9 protein-coding genes and 4 pseudogenes are annotated in these 16,228 nt (G+C 42.2%); 7 read left to right on the forward strand and 6 right to left on the reverse strand.

What is annotated here, in order from left to right; all coding sequences use genetic code 11:
• The first annotated feature begins 45 nt into the window (after positions 1-45).
• The 6 genes from F596_RS0107655 (at position 46) to F596_RS0107680 (ending at position 10,530) form a co-directional block, all read left to right on the forward strand.
• A complete protein-coding gene (locus F596_RS0107655; protein WP_154648190.1) occupies positions 46-1,767 on the forward strand; it encodes a tetratricopeptide repeat protein in 1,722 nt (573 codons plus the stop codon).
• Complete coding sequence (gene lolB1, locus F596_RS0107660; protein ID WP_019036483.1) at positions 1,764-2,684, forward strand: lipoprotein insertase outer membrane protein LolB1; 921 nt, start codon at positions 1,764-1,766, stop codon at positions 2,682-2,684. Before F596_RS0107655 ends, lolB1 begins: the two co-directional genes overlap by 4 nt.
• Positions 2,685-4,658 carry a murein hydrolase activator EnvC family protein gene (locus F596_RS0107665; RefSeq protein ID WP_019036484.1) on the forward strand — a complete coding sequence of 658 codons (1,974 nt, stop codon included), beginning with the start codon at positions 2,685-2,687 and terminating at the stop codon, positions 4,656-4,658. It abuts the gene before it with no gap.
• 146 nt (positions 4,659-4,804) lie between these two features.
• Complete coding sequence (locus tag F596_RS0107670; protein WP_019036485.1) at positions 4,805-5,680, forward strand: nucleoside phosphorylase; 876 nt, start codon at positions 4,805-4,807, stop codon at positions 5,678-5,680.
• Positions 5,681-5,758: 78 nt separating this feature from the next.
• Positions 5,759-7,102 carry a tRNA uridine-5-carboxymethylaminomethyl(34) synthesis GTPase MnmE gene (mnmE, locus tag F596_RS0107675; RefSeq protein WP_008450526.1) on the forward strand — a complete coding sequence of 448 codons (1,344 nt, stop codon included), beginning with the start codon at positions 5,759-5,761 and terminating at the stop codon, positions 7,100-7,102.
• Positions 7,103-7,131: 29 nt separating this feature from the next.
• Positions 7,132-10,530: a trifunctional glycoside hydrolase family 18/polysaccharide deacetylase/glycosyltransferase family 2 protein gene (locus tag F596_RS0107680; protein WP_019036486.1), complete on the forward strand. Its 3,399-nt coding sequence runs from the start codon at positions 7,132-7,134 to the stop codon at positions 10,528-10,530.
• Positions 10,531-10,550: 20 nt separating this feature from the next.
• Here the strand turns inward: F596_RS0107680 and F596_RS12150 are convergent.
• The 6 genes and pseudogenes from F596_RS12150 to F596_RS0107705 form a co-directional block, all read right to left on the reverse strand.
• Positions 10,551-10,678, reverse strand: a pseudogene (locus tag F596_RS12150) (site-specific DNA-methyltransferase); the annotation flags it as partial.
• Positions 10,679-11,116: 438 nt separating this feature from the next.
• The gene (locus tag F596_RS0107685) at positions 11,117-12,196 is read right to left on the reverse strand and encodes a relaxase/mobilization nuclease domain-containing protein (protein WP_024992699.1); all 1,080 of its coding nucleotides are present in this window, start codon (positions 12,194-12,196) and stop codon (positions 11,117-11,119) included.
• Positions 12,180-12,611: pseudogene (locus tag F596_RS10970) on the reverse strand (plasmid mobilization protein). The gene F596_RS0107685 and the pseudogene F596_RS10970 overlap by 17 nt, the downstream one beginning before the upstream one ends.
• Positions 12,612-12,965: 354 nt before the next feature.
• Positions 12,966-13,424 carry a DUF3408 domain-containing protein gene (locus F596_RS0107695; RefSeq protein ID WP_019036490.1) on the reverse strand — a complete coding sequence of 153 codons (459 nt, stop codon included), beginning with the start codon at positions 13,422-13,424 and terminating at the stop codon, positions 12,966-12,968.
• 4 nt (positions 13,425-13,428) lie between these two features.
• Positions 13,429-14,444 (reverse strand): annotated as a pseudogene (locus F596_RS11895) (toprim domain-containing protein).
• Positions 14,445-14,679: 235 nt separating this feature from the next.
• Positions 14,680-15,894 (reverse strand): VapE domain-containing protein, encoded by a 1,215-nt coding sequence (locus F596_RS0107705; protein WP_373852541.1) that lies wholly within the window; start codon positions 15,892-15,894, stop codon positions 14,680-14,682.
• Positions 15,895-15,974: 80 nt separating this feature from the next.
• On the opposite strand from F596_RS0107705, the pseudogene F596_RS11555 reads away from it, so the two are divergent.
• Positions 15,975-16,228 (forward strand): annotated as a pseudogene (locus F596_RS11555) (IS982 family transposase); the annotation flags it as partial.

Below are 16,228 nucleotides of genomic sequence, written 5' to 3' on the forward strand. Positions count from 1 at the left end.
TTATTCTACAACATACTCTTTAAAATATTAGGACTAATAGCCATAATGATAAAAAGATATTTCATACACAGAGTAATGTTTTTTGTGTTCTTCTTATGTAATATTACATGCTTAAAGGCACAAGAAAAAGACAGCTTACAACACTATAACTATTTCTTTTTAGAAGGCATCTGCCAAGAACAAAAAGGCTATCAAAGCGCGGCTTTCGACATGTTTAGCAGAGCTTTAGAGCTAAACCCTAAAGCAGCAGAGGTCTATTATAAGCTCGCAAGCTATTATTTCCAGTTAAAAGACACCATTACTACACGCAAATATTTAGCCAAAGCAGCTAAAATAGATCCTCAAAACGACACTTTTCAAGAACGTCTGGCACAGGTATGCACTGCTCAAAAAGACTATGACGATGCCATAAATGCTTATGAACGCCTTTATGCCATTAACAAAACACGCATAGACGTATTGCAAGCATTGCTACAGCTATATGCACAGAAAGATAACAAGAAAATGATGATAGATGTGTTAAACCGTTTAGAGCTTGTTAACGGAACCAGCGAACAGCTATCACTAAGCAAAATGCAGATATATGAAGAGATGGGCGATAAGAATAAAGAATATGAAGAACTAAAAAAGCTGGTAGATAATCACCCATTAGAGCTAAACTACAAGGTAATGTTAGGTAACTGGTTTTTTAACAAAGGGAAAAGAAAAGAAGCACTTGCCATTTACAAAGCCGTATTAAAAGAAGACCCTCAGCAAACTGCAGCCAAGCTATCTTTGGTAGATTATTATAATGCCATTAAAGACAACAACAACGCAGAGGCTTTAGTAGAGGATATATTGCTATCTCAAAAGACAGATACTGATATAAAAATGGCTGTTCTAAGACAATATATTAACATCTATCAAACATCTAACACTAAAGACAGTAAAAAGATATTCCACCTTTTTGATAAAGCCCTAACTCCACCACAGAGTGGTGCAGACATCTATATGCTTAAGGCGGCTTTCATGGATATTATAAAAATGCCAAACGATTCTATTGACAACATATACCAAAAAGTATTACAAATAGAGCCTGATAATGTGCCCGCACGAATCAATCTGATATACAATATATGGAACAAACACCTATTTGATAAGGTTATAGAGCTTTGTAAGGCAGCACAGCTATATAACCCTACAGAAATGGTTTTCTACTATTTCCAAGGCTCTGCCTTATATCAAAAACACAAAAACGATGAAGCCTTAGAGGCTTTTAAAAAAGGTGTTACACAAATAAAACCAGACAGCAAACCCGACATCGTGTCCGACTTCTATGCCATTATGGGCGACATTCTTTACGAAAAAGGATTAACCACAGAGGCTTTCAATGCTTATGACAGCTGTCTTAGCTGGAAGCCTGATAATTACCTTGCCCTTAACAACTACGCTTTCTACCTTAGCCAGACAGGTAAAAACCTATCAAAGGCAGAAAGCATGAGCTATAAAACCATTAAGGCAGAACCTAAAAACGGCATATACCTCGACACGTATGCATGGATATTATTTAAGCTAAAAAGATACGAAGAAGCTAAAATATACATTGAACAAGCAATGAGAAACTATACAAAACAAGATAAAACAGTACTTGAACATGCTGGAGACATTTATAGCATGACAGGAAATACTGATAAGGCTATTGAGTTTTGGAAAAAGTCTCTCGAAGAAGGTAATAATAACGATATATTAAAACAAAAGTTACAAACAAGAAAATACATAGCAAAATGAAGTTTTACAAAATAATAATAGCTACCACTACGGTAGTAACGCTTTTTGCTTGTGGCACAAAGAAAAACATAGAAAGGCAAGCAAAGCTCTTACCTGCCAACAGCAGCCATGCCAATACTAACGTTAAAACTAATCATGATGATATAAGCAGGCAAAGGTCTGTGAGCTTCTTACAAAAAGTTTATGAACAAAATCTGTATCAAAAAAATTTAGTTTCCAATCTTACCTTTACACTAACACGTAATGGCAACAGCATATCTGTACCAGGAATACTTCGTATGCGTAAAAACGAGGTTATAAGGCTACAACTACTTATACCATTACTACGTAGCGAAGTGGGAAGAATAGAGTTTACTAAAGACTATGTACTCTTCATGGATCGCATTCATAAGCAGTATGTTAAAGCTAACTATAATGATATAAACTTCTTACGTAATAATGGCATAAACTTTTACTCTCTGCAGGCTTTCTTTTGGAACGAACTCTTTATGCCTACAAATAAAGATATAAACAAATACCATATACCAAACTTTGACGTAAAGGCAACTACTCTTCAAGCCCTACAAAGCACAACGCCCATTACTCTAAAAGACGGCAAAATTACTTATACATGGCTTGTATCAAACATCTCTAACCACATAAACAAAGCACAAGCCATATACCATAGCTCTAATAACTCCACTTCTACACTCTCTTGGGAATACTCTTCATTCACTCCTTTTGGCTCAAAACTCTTTCCTGCCTTACACAATATCACCCTTAACACTACTATAGCTAATAAGAAAAACAACATTAACATAAAACTTAGCTTAGAAGGATTTAGCGATAAAAACAATTGGGACACAATAACAACACCTTCCTCTTCTTACTCAAGAGTAAAGGCTGAAGACATTCTTAAAACATTAATAAACCTATAAATGAAACGATTTACAATATCTATCATATTTCTTACTCTTTCATTAATTGCTCTCTTTGCACAAAAAACACATACGCAAATAAAGCAAAAAACAACTAATGAAACATCGCAGAAAACACATAAAAAAGCTATTAAAAAGATTCCTGCAGCACCAAAGCCTACAATAGAAAAGCTACATAACACCGAAAAAAAGGTAAAAAACATAGCTAAAAAAGCTACAAACATTACCAGGCGAGCAATATCAAAAAAGCCAGCAGAGAAACATTCCTCCCTTAAAGGAAAGATCACCCCTAACCACTTAAAGGGAAAGGCTGCAAAAAAGGAAAAACAAAATATCAGCCACGAAAAAGGCAAAAAGGCTAACATAAGATATATTACAACATCAGCCATTAAAGATTTGCGAGAGAAAAACCAAGCCATACAAAAAGAAATACAGGAAAACGAGTTGCAGGTAAAGAAAAAACAAAAAGACGTTGATCAGCGCTTGCAAAAGATAATGCTATTAGATACTGAAATAGGACAACAACAAAAGACTATTGACCAAATAGCTACCGACGTAAAAGGCATAAATGGCAACATAGAAGTGTTAAAAGGACAATTAAAGTCGCTTCAAACACAGCTTACAGAACGCCGCAAAAAGTTTATACTATCCATGCGTTATATGGCACGCCATCGTAGTATACAAGACAAGATAATGTTTATCTTTTCAGCAAAAAGCCTTTCACAGATGTATAGGCGATTGCGCTTCGTACGCGAATATGCGTCATATCAGCGTGCACAAGGAGAACTCTTAAAGGCTAAACAAGCACAGATAGATAACAAGCATATACAGCTAAAACAAGTACGGGGGCAGAAATACACATTATTATATAAAGACAGGCAAGCTCATGCACAGATGCAAAGCAAACGCTTAGAACAGCAACAAGTGGTAAACTCTCTAAAAAAAGATCAGCAAACATTACAAACCGTCATAGCACAACGCCGCAAAACGCAGCAGACCATAAACGCACAGATAGACAAGCTGGTAGCTATAGAAATACAAAAAGCACGCATACGAGCACAAGCCGAAGCACGAGCACAAGCTGCCGCACGGGCTGCCGCAGCTAAGAAAAGAGCCGAGGATATGGCACGCAAAAGAGAAGCTGCCATAAAAGCGGCACAAGAGAATGCACGCCGCGTGGCTGAAGCCAAAGCACGAGAGGCTAAGGCTAAAGCTATGGCAGAAGCGGCTGCAAGAGCAGCTGAAAAAGAAAGAAGGGAAGCTGCCGAAAAGGCTGAGAAAGCACGACAGGAAGCTGAGAAGGCACGACAGGCTGCTTTACAAGAAGCATCTGCACGCAGAGAAGCAGCACGCAAAAAAGCTGAAGACGCCGAACGCAAAGCTAAAGAAGCACAGCAACGAGCAGAAAAAAAGGCAGCTGCAGAGAAAGCTCTTGCCTACCAGCAAGCACGTGAGGCAGAGGCTAACCGTATAGCTGCAGAGCGTAAAGCCGCAGCCGACAAAGAACGCGCTGCACGCGAAGCAGAGGCTGCCCGAAAGGCTAACACCGCCGACAATAGCCTTACCAATGCTGACCGTGCCATGACAGGTAGTTTTGCTAACAACAGAGGACGCTTGCCCATGCCTATGGCTGGCAAAATAGTTACACACTTCGGACAATATAACGTTGCAGGCATGAGCAATATTCGCCTCAACAGCAACGGTATAAACATAAAAGGAGCAGCTGGCAGCCCCGTACGTAGCGTCTTTATGGGAGAGGTAAGCGGAATATTCAATGCAGGAGGGTCTACTATAGTTATGGTACGACACGGTATTTACATCTCCGTTTACTGTAATCTTGCTAACGTTAGCGTACATCGTGGACAAAACGTAGGTACTGGGCAGACACTGGGAACAGTAAACTCTACCGGGGTGCTACACTTCCAGTTACGTAAAGAAACAGCAAAACTTAACCCAGAACAATGGATACGATAGCTTTACAGAGATTATTTTACAAAAGCCCACTGCTAAATGTGGGGAAATGCTTAATAAATAAGTTTTTTTTATATGGAAATGTTATTGCCATATCAGATAAAAAATCTTATCTTTGTAAATTATAAATATATTAAAACCACATATCTATGAAAAAGAAATTTTTTGCTCCTTCCGAATTAATTATCAATGAAGACGGAAGTATTTTTCACTTACATGTAAAGCCAGAGGATCTTGCTGACAAGGTAGTCTTAGTGGGAGATCCTGGACGTGTAGTGCTGGTGGCATCTCATTTTGAAAAAGTAGAGAGTGAGGCCAGTAGCCGTGAGTTTCGTACAGTAACTGGTATATATAAAGGAAAACGCATTACCGTAGTAAGCACAGGTATAGGCTGTGATAATATAGATATTGTTGTAAATGAGCTTGACGCACTTGCTAATATCGATTTTAAGACACGAGAGGAAAAAGACAACCTTCGTAGCCTTACCCTTGTAAGGATAGGTACATGTGGCGGATTACAGCCTAACACGCCTGTAGGCACATATATAGCTTCGCAAAAAAGCATAGGCTTCGACGGCTTACTCAATTTTTATGCCCGGCGTAATGAAGTTTGCGATTTAGACTTTGAGCGCGAGTTTAAAAGACAAGTAAAATGGGACAACCAACTTGGCAATCCATACGTAGTTAGTTCTAATACAGAGTTAATAGAAAATATTGCCAAAGAAGATATGGTACGTGGCGTAACCATAGCCTGTGGTGGCTTCTTCGGGCCACAAGGACGTGAGCTTAGGCTGCCACTACAAGACCCTAATCTTAATGAAAAGATAGAATCCTTTGAGTATAAAGGCTTGCGTGTTACCAATTTCGAAATGGAGTCGTCAGCCTTAGCAGGGCTCTCTCTACTAATGGGGCATAAGGCTTTAACATGCTGCATGGTAATAGCTAACAGGTTAGCAAAAGAGGCTAATAGCGCATATAAGAACACCATAGATGGGCTTATAGAAAAAGTGCTTGACAGAATATAACCCTCACTGCCCGTTTAGCACTTTGCCTGCTGCTATAATATAAAACACATATACACTTTCTATATTTAATATTTTAAAATGTATAATACTATCTGTGCCTTAGCCACTCTGCCGGGAGGGGCTATAGGCGTTATTAGGGTATCTGGAAAAGATGCTATTGTTATTGTAAACAGGATATTTTCTAAAGACATACTATCTATGCCTGCTAATACCCTTTGTTATGGTAATATTATAGATATGGCAGGAAAAGTTATAGACGAGGTGGTTGTTTCTATTTGGCATGCACCCCACTCATACACAGGAGAAAATGCTGTAGAAATATCATGCCACGGCTCTGCTTATATCCTTAAAGAGGTGTTACACTTATTAATAGAAGCAGGCTGCTATCAAGCCCTTCCCGGAGAGTTTACACAGAGAGCTTACCTCAACGGTAAAATGGATCTTTCACAAGCAGAAGCAGTGGCAGACTTGGTAGCCTCTTCTAACAAAGCAAGCTACAGATTAGCCCTTTCACAGATGAAAGGACATTTCAGCAACGAGCTATCATCTTTAAGAAAACGCTTGCTAAAGATAACCTCACTGCTTGAACTGGAACTCGACTTCTCTGAACATGAAGACCTTGAGTTTGCCGACCGCACAGAGCTGATAAGTCTAACAGATGAAATAGACAAAAAAGTATTATCACTACTCCACTCCTTTAAGATAGGACAAGCACTTAAAGAAGGCGTTGCCGTTGCCATCATAGGGAAAACAAACGTAGGAAAGTCTACCCTCCTCAATGCCCTTTTAGGCGAAGAACGTGCTATAGTATCTAACATAGAAGGCACCACACGAGATGTTATTGAAGATGTAACAGAGATAAATGGCATATCATTCCGCTTTATAGATACTGCCGGCATTAGACAGACAACAGATGAAGTAGAAAAGCTTGGTATTGAGCGCACATACAAAATGCTCGATAAAGCACAAATGGTGATATGGGTAATAGATGATAACCCTTCCAGAAAAGAGTATGAAGACATAAAAAAGAAAGTAGGCGAAAGACCTTTCATAATTGTAAGAAACAAGGTAGACACTATAGTAAATAAAGAAGCTCTGCCTTCTTTCATTACCTTATCGGTCTCTGCAAAGGAAGGAACAAACATAGAAGAGCTTAAGCAAGCTATCTATAAAAAAGCTAATATTCCGGCTTTCAACGAAAACTCGGTCATAGTAACCAATGCTCGCCATTATGATGTGCTCACAAAAGCACATGAAGCCCTATGCCGTGTTCATAACGCCTTTAAAGCAAACCTACCTGGCGACCTTGTGGCTGAAGACCTTAAAGACGTCCTTTCCCTCCTTGGCGAAATTACAGGCACACAAATATCTTCGCAAGAAACACTTAACAATATCTTTAAACATTTCTGCATAGGAAAGTAAAGCGATTTTTTTTGAAATATATTCAGGATATGGATAAGCAGATTTTTCAAACAGACTCACGTTCTCGCTGGAAAAAGTTCCTGTGGAGCATGAGAGTCATCGGGGCAATAATCATATTCTTCGTCATTGTATTCCTAACTTTATTCGCATTGGAAGGCAGTCCTAAGATACCCTTCATACACAACTATCACAAGGTGATGACCGCAGAAAAGCCACTCATGCGCAACAATGAGACGGCAAAAGAATACAAATCTTTCCGCCGCTTCTTTCACGAGAATAAGATGCACAACGCTTATGCAGAGGTTGCAGCCAGAAAGACTCGTTTCACAGGAAAGGGCAACCAGCTCAAAGAGAAATATCTCAGAGAGTGGAACGACCCGAGCATTGGAATACGAGCAGCATGGTACGTAAATTGGGACAAACGATCGCTGCTTTCGCTCAAGCGCAACATCAGGCACATCAACCTGCTCATAGGCGAATGGCTGTTCATCAATCCGAAAACCGGAGCGTTAAATACTCAGATAAATAAGAAAGCCCTTCGTCTGGCGCAGAAGGCAGGCGTGCCCGTTATGGCGATGCTTACCAACAACTATGGCAAAGACTTCAGAAGCGAAGCCATCGGCAACATCATGAAGGATGCAGGCAAGAGAAAACTGTTTACAGAAAAACTTCTCGCAGCTTGCACCAAGTATAAGTTATGCGGAATAAACATCGACCTGGAAGACCTACAGATAAACGACAACGCCCTGCTCACAACCTTTGTGAGAGAACTCTCGGCAGTCTTCCATAAGAAAGGACTCTATGTTACCCAAGATGTAGCTCCTTTTAATGAAGACTACGACATGGAGCAGCTCGCCAAGTACAACGACTATCTTTTCCTGATGGCTTACGACGAGCACAACTCGGCAAGCAAGCCGGGCAACGTATGCTCACAGCAGTTTGTAGAACGTGCCACAGACTGGGCAGCACGCAATATCCCTAACAACAAGCTCGTTCTGGGACTGGCTGCCTATGGCTACGACTGGTGCGAGAATAAAGATGGAGAAACCGTAACCTTCAACCAAGCCATGGCATCAGCTTTGAACGCTGGTACTCCGATAGACTTCAATGAAGATTCCTACAACCTCAACTTCTCCTACATCGACGGAGAAAACCAGACTCATCAAGTTTATCTCACCGATGCTGCCACATCATATAATATCATGCGCTTCGGAGCAGAATACCATCTTGCCGGATTCAGCGTATGGCGACTGGGTACGGAAGATTCCCGTATATGGAACTTCTACGGTAAGGACATGAGTTACGAAAACTCCTCCAAGTGGAACCTTCAGAAGCTGCTCCAGATAAGAAGTCTTGACGACGTGAACTTCGTGGGCAACGGAGAAGTGTTGCAGGTGGAGTCGGAACCACAGCCGGGCTACATATCCATAGTGAAAGACAAGGACGACGGACTTATAGCCAATGAAATATACCGCAAACTGCCATCTAACTATACTGTAACAAAAATAGGTAACTGCCACGCCAAAGACCTCGTCATCACTTTCGATGACGGACCAGACAGCAAGTGGACCCCTCTGGTGCTAAGCATTCTGAAGGAACATCACGTACCTGCTGCATTCTTCATGGTAGGTTTGCAAATGGAGAAAAACCTGCCCATTGTGCGGAAAGTGTATGACGCCGGGCACACCATCGGCAACCACACCTTTACCCATCACAACGTGATAGAAAACTCCGACTACCGCACATACGCAGAGCTGAAGCTCACGCGAATGCTTATAGAGAGCATAACCGGGCACAGTACCATTCTGTTTCGTGCCCCATATAACGCCGACAGCGACCCAACACAGTATGAAGAAATAGAGCCGATGATTCTTGCCTCACGACGCAACTACCTGATGGTGGGCGAAAGCATCGACCCTAACGACTGGATGCCGGGCGTAACAGCCGACCAGATTTACCAACGTGTTACCGACGGCGTACACCACGAAGACGGTCATATCATACTGCTACACGATGCTGGAGGCGTTACCAGAAAGGCAACCATACAAGCACTGCCGCGCATCATCACCACCCTACAGAAAGAAGGCTATCGCTTCATCTCGCTGGAGGATTATCTGGGAATGAAACGCGAAACACTTATGCCTACCATACAGAAAGGAGAGGCTTACTATGCAATGCAGATGAACCTCACACTGGCAGAATTCATCTACCATCTGAGCGATTTCATCACCGCACTCTTCCTCGTATTCCTCGTTCTCGGATTTATGCGACTCATATTCATGTATGGTCTTGTCTTCAAGGAAAAACGAAAAGAACGCATACGCAATTATGATAACCTCGGCAAGGAAGATATGCCTAAGGTTTCCATCATTGTACCAGCCTATAACGAAGAGGTAAACGTAGTGAACACGATTTACAATCTTATTGCACAAGACTATCCTTCGTTCAATATCGTAGTAGTAGATGACGGAAGCAAGGACAATACCTTTGCCATACTAAAAGAAAAATTCGGCAGCCACCCGAAAGTGGCTATCTTCACTAAGCCCAATGGTGGTAAGGCGGCTGCCCTGAACTTCGGACTGAGCCACACCGATGCCGACTTCGTGGTATGTATAGATGCTGATACGCAGCTGCGCCATGATGCCGTGAGCAAGCTAATGAGACACTTCGCTGCCGACAAGAAAAAACGTGTGGGAGCCGTTGCCGGCAACGTGAAGGTTGGCAACTGCCGCAACATGCTCACCAACTGGCAGGCAATAGAATATATCACCTCTCAGAACTTCGACCGAATGGCATACGCTGCCATTAACGCCATCACCGTGGTGCCTGGTGCCATAGGAGCGTTCCGCAAGGAAGCCATTGAGAAAGCCGGATATTTCACAACCGACACGCTTGCTGAAGACTGCGACCTGACGATGCGCATCATCGAGGCGGGTTACGTTATCGAGAACGAAAACTATGCCATAGCAATGACCGAAGCTCCAGAAAATATCAGACAGTTTGTAAAGCAACGCACCCGTTGGTGTTTCGGAGTGATGCAGACTTTCTGGAAACATCGTCGTAACCTGTTCAGCAGCCGTTATAAGGGATTCGGCTTGTGGGCTTTGCCAAATATGCTCGTGTTCCAGTACATTATCCCGACGTTCTCGCCAATAGCCGACGTTCTGATGTTGGCAGGACTGTTCTCAGGCAATGCCTGGCAGATATTCATCTACTATCTGATTTTCCTCATTGTAGATGCAAGCGTATCTATCATGGCTTTCATCGTGGAAAAAGAATCGTTGTGGACATTGTTATGGATCATACCGCAGCGTTTCTTCTATCGCTGGATTATGTACTATGTGATTTTCAAGAGTTATTTCAAGGCCATCAAAGGCGAACTGCAGCAGTGGGGTATCCTGAAAAGAACGGGAAATGTAAAAATATAAAACCACCAAGCTGGCTTATCTTTCTCCCACTCCCCCTTATCCACACACACCACCTTACCACTCTGCAACGATATTCCACCCCATTGGAGAGAATATAAGGGGGAGGAGGCAAATATATCATGTCAAAATAGAAATCAAACTCTTTAAGGTGAGTTTCTTATTCATAAGAACTTTCTATACGTTTTAGTATTCTATATATATGCTTCTTAGGATAATGCCCTTCTTGAAAGTGTTTATGCTCGTCTTCCCAAAGATAATCAACAACGGCTTTAATATCTGCCTTTCTTTCACCAGTGTTAATGACCTTTATAATAGTTATTCCGTTACTTTTTTACCTGCAATAATTTTAGGTGATGTTTCGCCCTAAAAGATAATTATAAAAATATATCTATCTGAAAATAAAGAAGTTAACTTATTGACACAACTAAACAGGTAACGATTTGGAAACGAGCGGGCTACTGGGCTTCGCTGTTTTCTGCCTAACAAAGAACGCTTGTTATTCAGTTTGCAAAGATAATACTTTGTTACCGAATAGCAAGCGTTTTTGATGAGATATTCTTTATTATGCACTTTTTGTATGCTATGTTTATATTCCCCTTCCACGTTTCTTCTTTCTGTTAGCTTGGTTTCTGAGCTTGTGCTGCCATGCTGTCTCGGCATAATCATCACCGTGTGTCTGTGTGGTGATTACCCCGCCTGCTCTGGAAATGATTTCTTCGGCTGCATTTATGGCAGTACTTACCACATTGCCTACGGCTTGTGCAATAGATGAATTTTCATTTCTGTTGGCAGGTGGTATATAGGAACGGCTGAGAGAAACAGGTTGATAACCTGTATCTGGTTGAGTTTTATTCTTTGCGATCTCGTGCGTCATTATGGAAGCTTTTGTTGTCGTCTCCTTTAATTCGGCTTTATTGTATGATTCAAAGTTCTTCTGCAAGGAATGGTAGCCGAACTCCCTGCCGATTTCGGAAGCCTTGAAGGATTGCCCTGCGTATGAGAACTTCAAGCCATATACCTTGCCCTGCTTGTTCTTCATACGCTCTAAGGTAATGCCGTTTTTGTTCAATTCATAAAGGAACATGGAATGCCCCGTGACGCCTGTTCCTTTGTACTTGTCAAGCAGGGCATAACAGATTTGCTGCACCTCTTTCTTGGTTTGCTCTCTTGTAGGGCTGGCTTTTTCCTTTTGGTGTTTCCTTTCTGCCTTGACCTCTTTTGCAATGGTCAAGCCTTTCTCCCTGCTGATTTCCTCTGCCACCCTTGCAGCCCTATTGCTCACAAAGGTGGTATCATAGACTTCTCCATACAGACTGATACGGTTAGCAATTATGTGAATGTGTCTGTTGTCGGTGTCCTTGTGCGTTACCGCCACCCATTGATGGTTGTCAAGTCCCATTCGCTTGGCAAACAGATGGGCTATTCTCATAAGCTCGGATACAGGCAGTCTTTTCTCGTCTTGTGGTGCTATACCGATTTCAATACACAGGAACTTGTTCCTGCAACGGCTGTTATAGTCGCTGACCACTTTCATTTCTTCGTAGATAGTCTTCGGCTCCCTGCTGCAAAGATTGTGGAAGGCAAGCCGATAGCCGAGCTTGCCCTCTCTGAAGATATAGTCCAGAGCCGTGCTGCCGTGCGCTATCGCCTTACATTTTCCTATCATTTCTTGTTAGATTTAAGACCTTATATATTTCATCATCCACCCGAAAATGCGGGTCGTAAAACCGCTTAAATGCCTCTTTGGCACATAGCGAAAGGTTCTTGGTGATATGTAGCCAATCCTCGTCCTAGAGCTTGATGAGATTGGAAATCTGCCCATAGAACCTTCCTGTATGTTGGAGAATGGCAATGGCTTCCCTCTCATTGTCTGTCATCTTGGGAACGGCTGTTACTTCTCCGTTAAGGAGTATTTCCCGACAATAATCGGAGAATTTCCGCCCTGCGCTTTCCGCTTTTGACTTGATACGTTGCTTTTCCTCTAAGGTGCATCTAACTTTGATGAACTCCGTTTTGTTCATCCGCTGCTCTTCCTTATCCTGTTGCTGCCACTGGGCAGTTTTTCCTTTGTATCTGTTCATATAAGTTTCCTTGAAAGTTTATCATTGTAGATGATTCATTGTTTCTTAATTCCTGAATACTGACCGATGAGAACGGAGTGATTACGGTCTAATCTCCCCGACAGTCTGACGAGGGGAGCAAGCGCAGTTTGTGGGTACAAACTGACGTCTTGCAATATCAGCTAACGAAACGTTTACGCACAAGGCATTTTGCTGCTTGAAAGTGCATGCTGTGCATTCCGTGCCTGGCTGTGTTCGTGGTGTTCTCATCATTCAGTATGTTATATTAGCTGTCATATTCTCTAATAAAGGGTTGAGGGTTTTGGATGGAAAGCTTGTCACTTTTCAAGAAAGCTCTCACCCTTTTTCTGTGGCTCACAACCTTCTCCATTTTTCTATGTCCTCACCATACTCTTCCAGATGGAGGCGCACGATGTTTTCCACAAAACTTGAAAGGTTGCTGCCCCTGTCGCCCAATCTGCGCACGATGAAGTCGGCACGCTCCTGCGTTTCTCGGCTCAGATAGACCGCCTTTCGGTTGCTCAGTCTTGTTGGGACAAGGTAGGTTTGCTTGTAGGCTTCGAGCGTTTCCCGTCTCATCTTGGCACTGATGCGCCTTTGAACGGTTGCGTTCTCTGTATGCTGCGCAGGTTCAGAGTGCGTAGTGTTCTCTGTGTCCTGTTCGTTAGGCTCTTGAAAAGTTCTGGCTCTCCTTGCCCGAAGTTCGGCAATGATATGTTCAGACGGACCTTCAATTTGGTTTAGTCCTAAATATTGCTTGGCGGAATGGATTGTATTCCCCATTCCCTCGTTACTGACTTTTTGCTTTTCCATGTTTTTATCTCATTTTATGTTTGACTTGTTTTGATTTCATGTTTTGATTTTGTTCTGTAACCGACATCCGTGTCTGTATCTGCCCTTTATGCTTCTGTCGCTCACGGACACGGTAAACATGAAACTCGTTGAGGTCTTTGAAGCCTTTGTAATGTACGGACATATCCTCCACCTTGAAACCTACCTTTACAAATTCTTGCACGGTTTTCCGCCCTGCATCGTCATTGTCAAGGAAGGTACGGATATGCGTTAGGTTGTGGTCATTCAGATATCGAATAGCCCTTGCCACATTGCTTACGGAGTTTAGCACAAGACTGTGGTTGGCTACTTCTTCTTTCATTGAAAGAAAAGAAAGGAAATCCATAAATCCCTCAAACACGCATACGGACAATGTATTGTCTATTGCGTGTTCTGTTTGTTTATCCGTGAATACGGGAGTTATGTCCTTCGGGGCTATCGTTCCCTTGAACGAGTGATTGTCTCGAAGCTCATATCCTCCCGACAGGTTGGCAAAGCCGATGGCTTGATAGCGCCTGCCTCTTACCTCATAGCTGATACATTTAAGGAAAGACATTGCCTTTTCCAAATCAATGCAGCGTACCTTTGTAAGGTATTCTTGAAAATGTGGCGGCAGGGTGTCTGATATTTCTATCAGTCTCCTTGCTCCGCTTGCTGTTACATCCTTTCTTTGATTTGGACTGATAGATGTTTCTCTCTTTGAAGAACTGTAGCTGTGCGCTGTATGTGCTCTAAAGCGTTCTGTCCCAAACGGCAGATGGCTTCCGAGAGCGTACAGCCTTCCAAGCGCATACAGAGGTCGATGATACTTCCACCTCTTCCTTCGGCATAGTCTATCCATAAATTCTTCTGTATGTCCACCTTGAAACTCGGATGTGTTTCTGCACGCAGCGGTGAGCGGTACAACGCATAGACTGGTGTTCTGCGTACAGGCTTGATGCCTTTCCTTTCAAGATACTCCACGATGGGGTATCGCTTGATGCGTGATAAATCTTCTTTCATTGTGATATGTTTTAATTGAAAGGATTGAATCATTTTTGTTTGAATGACAATGGTGTATTTGAATGATATTTGAATGGTAGTTGAATGATTATTGAAAGAAATTCTCTTTTCAGAAGTTTTTCCCCTCCAAACTTTTTCATCTTTCTTCTTACTACATACTATTTTAAGTTAAGTAATTGATTTTCAATATATTTTGTAGTACCAAGTCATACTACGAACTTACAACATACGGCTACTACATTTGGTTGCTGCAATAACTTGGCAAGGGACAAGGGAGAATCTTCCTTACCTTATATACATAGATTGGACTGCCGCCCTCACGCCTCTTGCTCACTTTCTCAAAGCCTGCTCTTTTCAGGGCTTCGCCCATATGCTTGGCAACAAGTGGTTGGTGAGTATAAATACCCCAATAGGTGAGTATCTCCGTAGTCGTCATTAACGAATAGTTTTCATCTTCCGATGGTTTCTCGAAGCAACGTAACAAGAGCTCCATTTCTGCAGTCTGTACCTGAAAGTCTTCACTCTCTCTGTATAGTTCGGCAATCTCATCATCATCAAACCAATAGCGAAAGTCTGACTTTAACAGGGCTTTCGCTTCGGTATAGACACTATCCATTGAGATTGCCTTTGCTCGTTCTATGTCAATAGACAATACTTCAAAGGGCAGAAACCGTCTGCTGCCTGTGGGGGCGGTAAGGAAATCATTACCATTTACCGATGCAACAAAGCTTGCCAAGTGGGGATGCTCTTCCACGTACTTGTCGTAGGGCATACGGTATTTGACCATCGGACAGGTGATGAGGTTTTTGAGCTCGTTCTCGTCCCGCTTGTTGAGAGCTTTAAGCTGGTCGTCAATATTTATGATGAGGTTTTGCCCGATATAGGTAAGCGTGTCCTTCTCCTGAGGATATATCTTGCCCGTGTAGCTGTAACCATGCAGGGCAGGAGGACAGAGCAAGTCTAGGAATGTTGTCTTGAACTTGCCCTGCTCGCCTGTCAGTACAAGGCAGGTATGGTTACGGCACTCACGGTCGTCCATGGCGTTGGCGACCACTGCCACGAGCCATTTGGTAAGGTATAGCAGCCACTTGTCAGAGTTGTGTACGACTACGCAACTTGCCAAGTCAAGAATGGCTTTCAGTGAAAGGGAAGAAATATCACAACAGCAATTGTTTTCATTATTGCCACTACTGTCATGATTACAACTATCGCTATTGCCACTATTATTACCACAGATATTACCAATATCCCTCAAGGGCAATCCATTGAAATACTCCTGTATGGGATTGACACGTGGAGAGAAGCTACTTTCTATAATGGAATAGAGGTTGTCGGAAGATGTGATAATCCCCACATCGTTGTCAAGTTTCCTGCGGAGCGTGTTGATTTCATAGCGACCCACTTTTAAGAAGTGAGCATCGTCCTTGCTCCTGTATTCAGTTCTTCCCAATACCGTGTTGTATCTGAACTCATAATAAGAGGAGAGATAAGTTTACCCGTTGGCGGAATTAAAATAATAGATAAATTTATATGAAAGAAAAGTTGTACATACAAGAATTTATTTGTAACTTAGTATTGCTCAATACATTAAGTTATAAAATCAGTATGCACAACTTATATACAAATTTCGTAAAAATCCTTGATATATGCAAGCTATTCTCAAAAGATTTAGTAAATGAGCAAGGTAATATTCCACGCCCAGGCGTCGTTCCGAGATTTAGCGACCTTGAAATAGTATCGCTTTCCATAGTAAGCGAGGCAATGGGCATTGATAGCGAATGCCT

It is taken from the genome of Prevotella amnii DSM 23384 = JCM 14753 (assembly GCF_000378745.1).
Taxonomy (GTDB): domain Bacteria; phylum Bacteroidota; class Bacteroidia; order Bacteroidales; family Bacteroidaceae; genus Prevotella; species Prevotella amnii.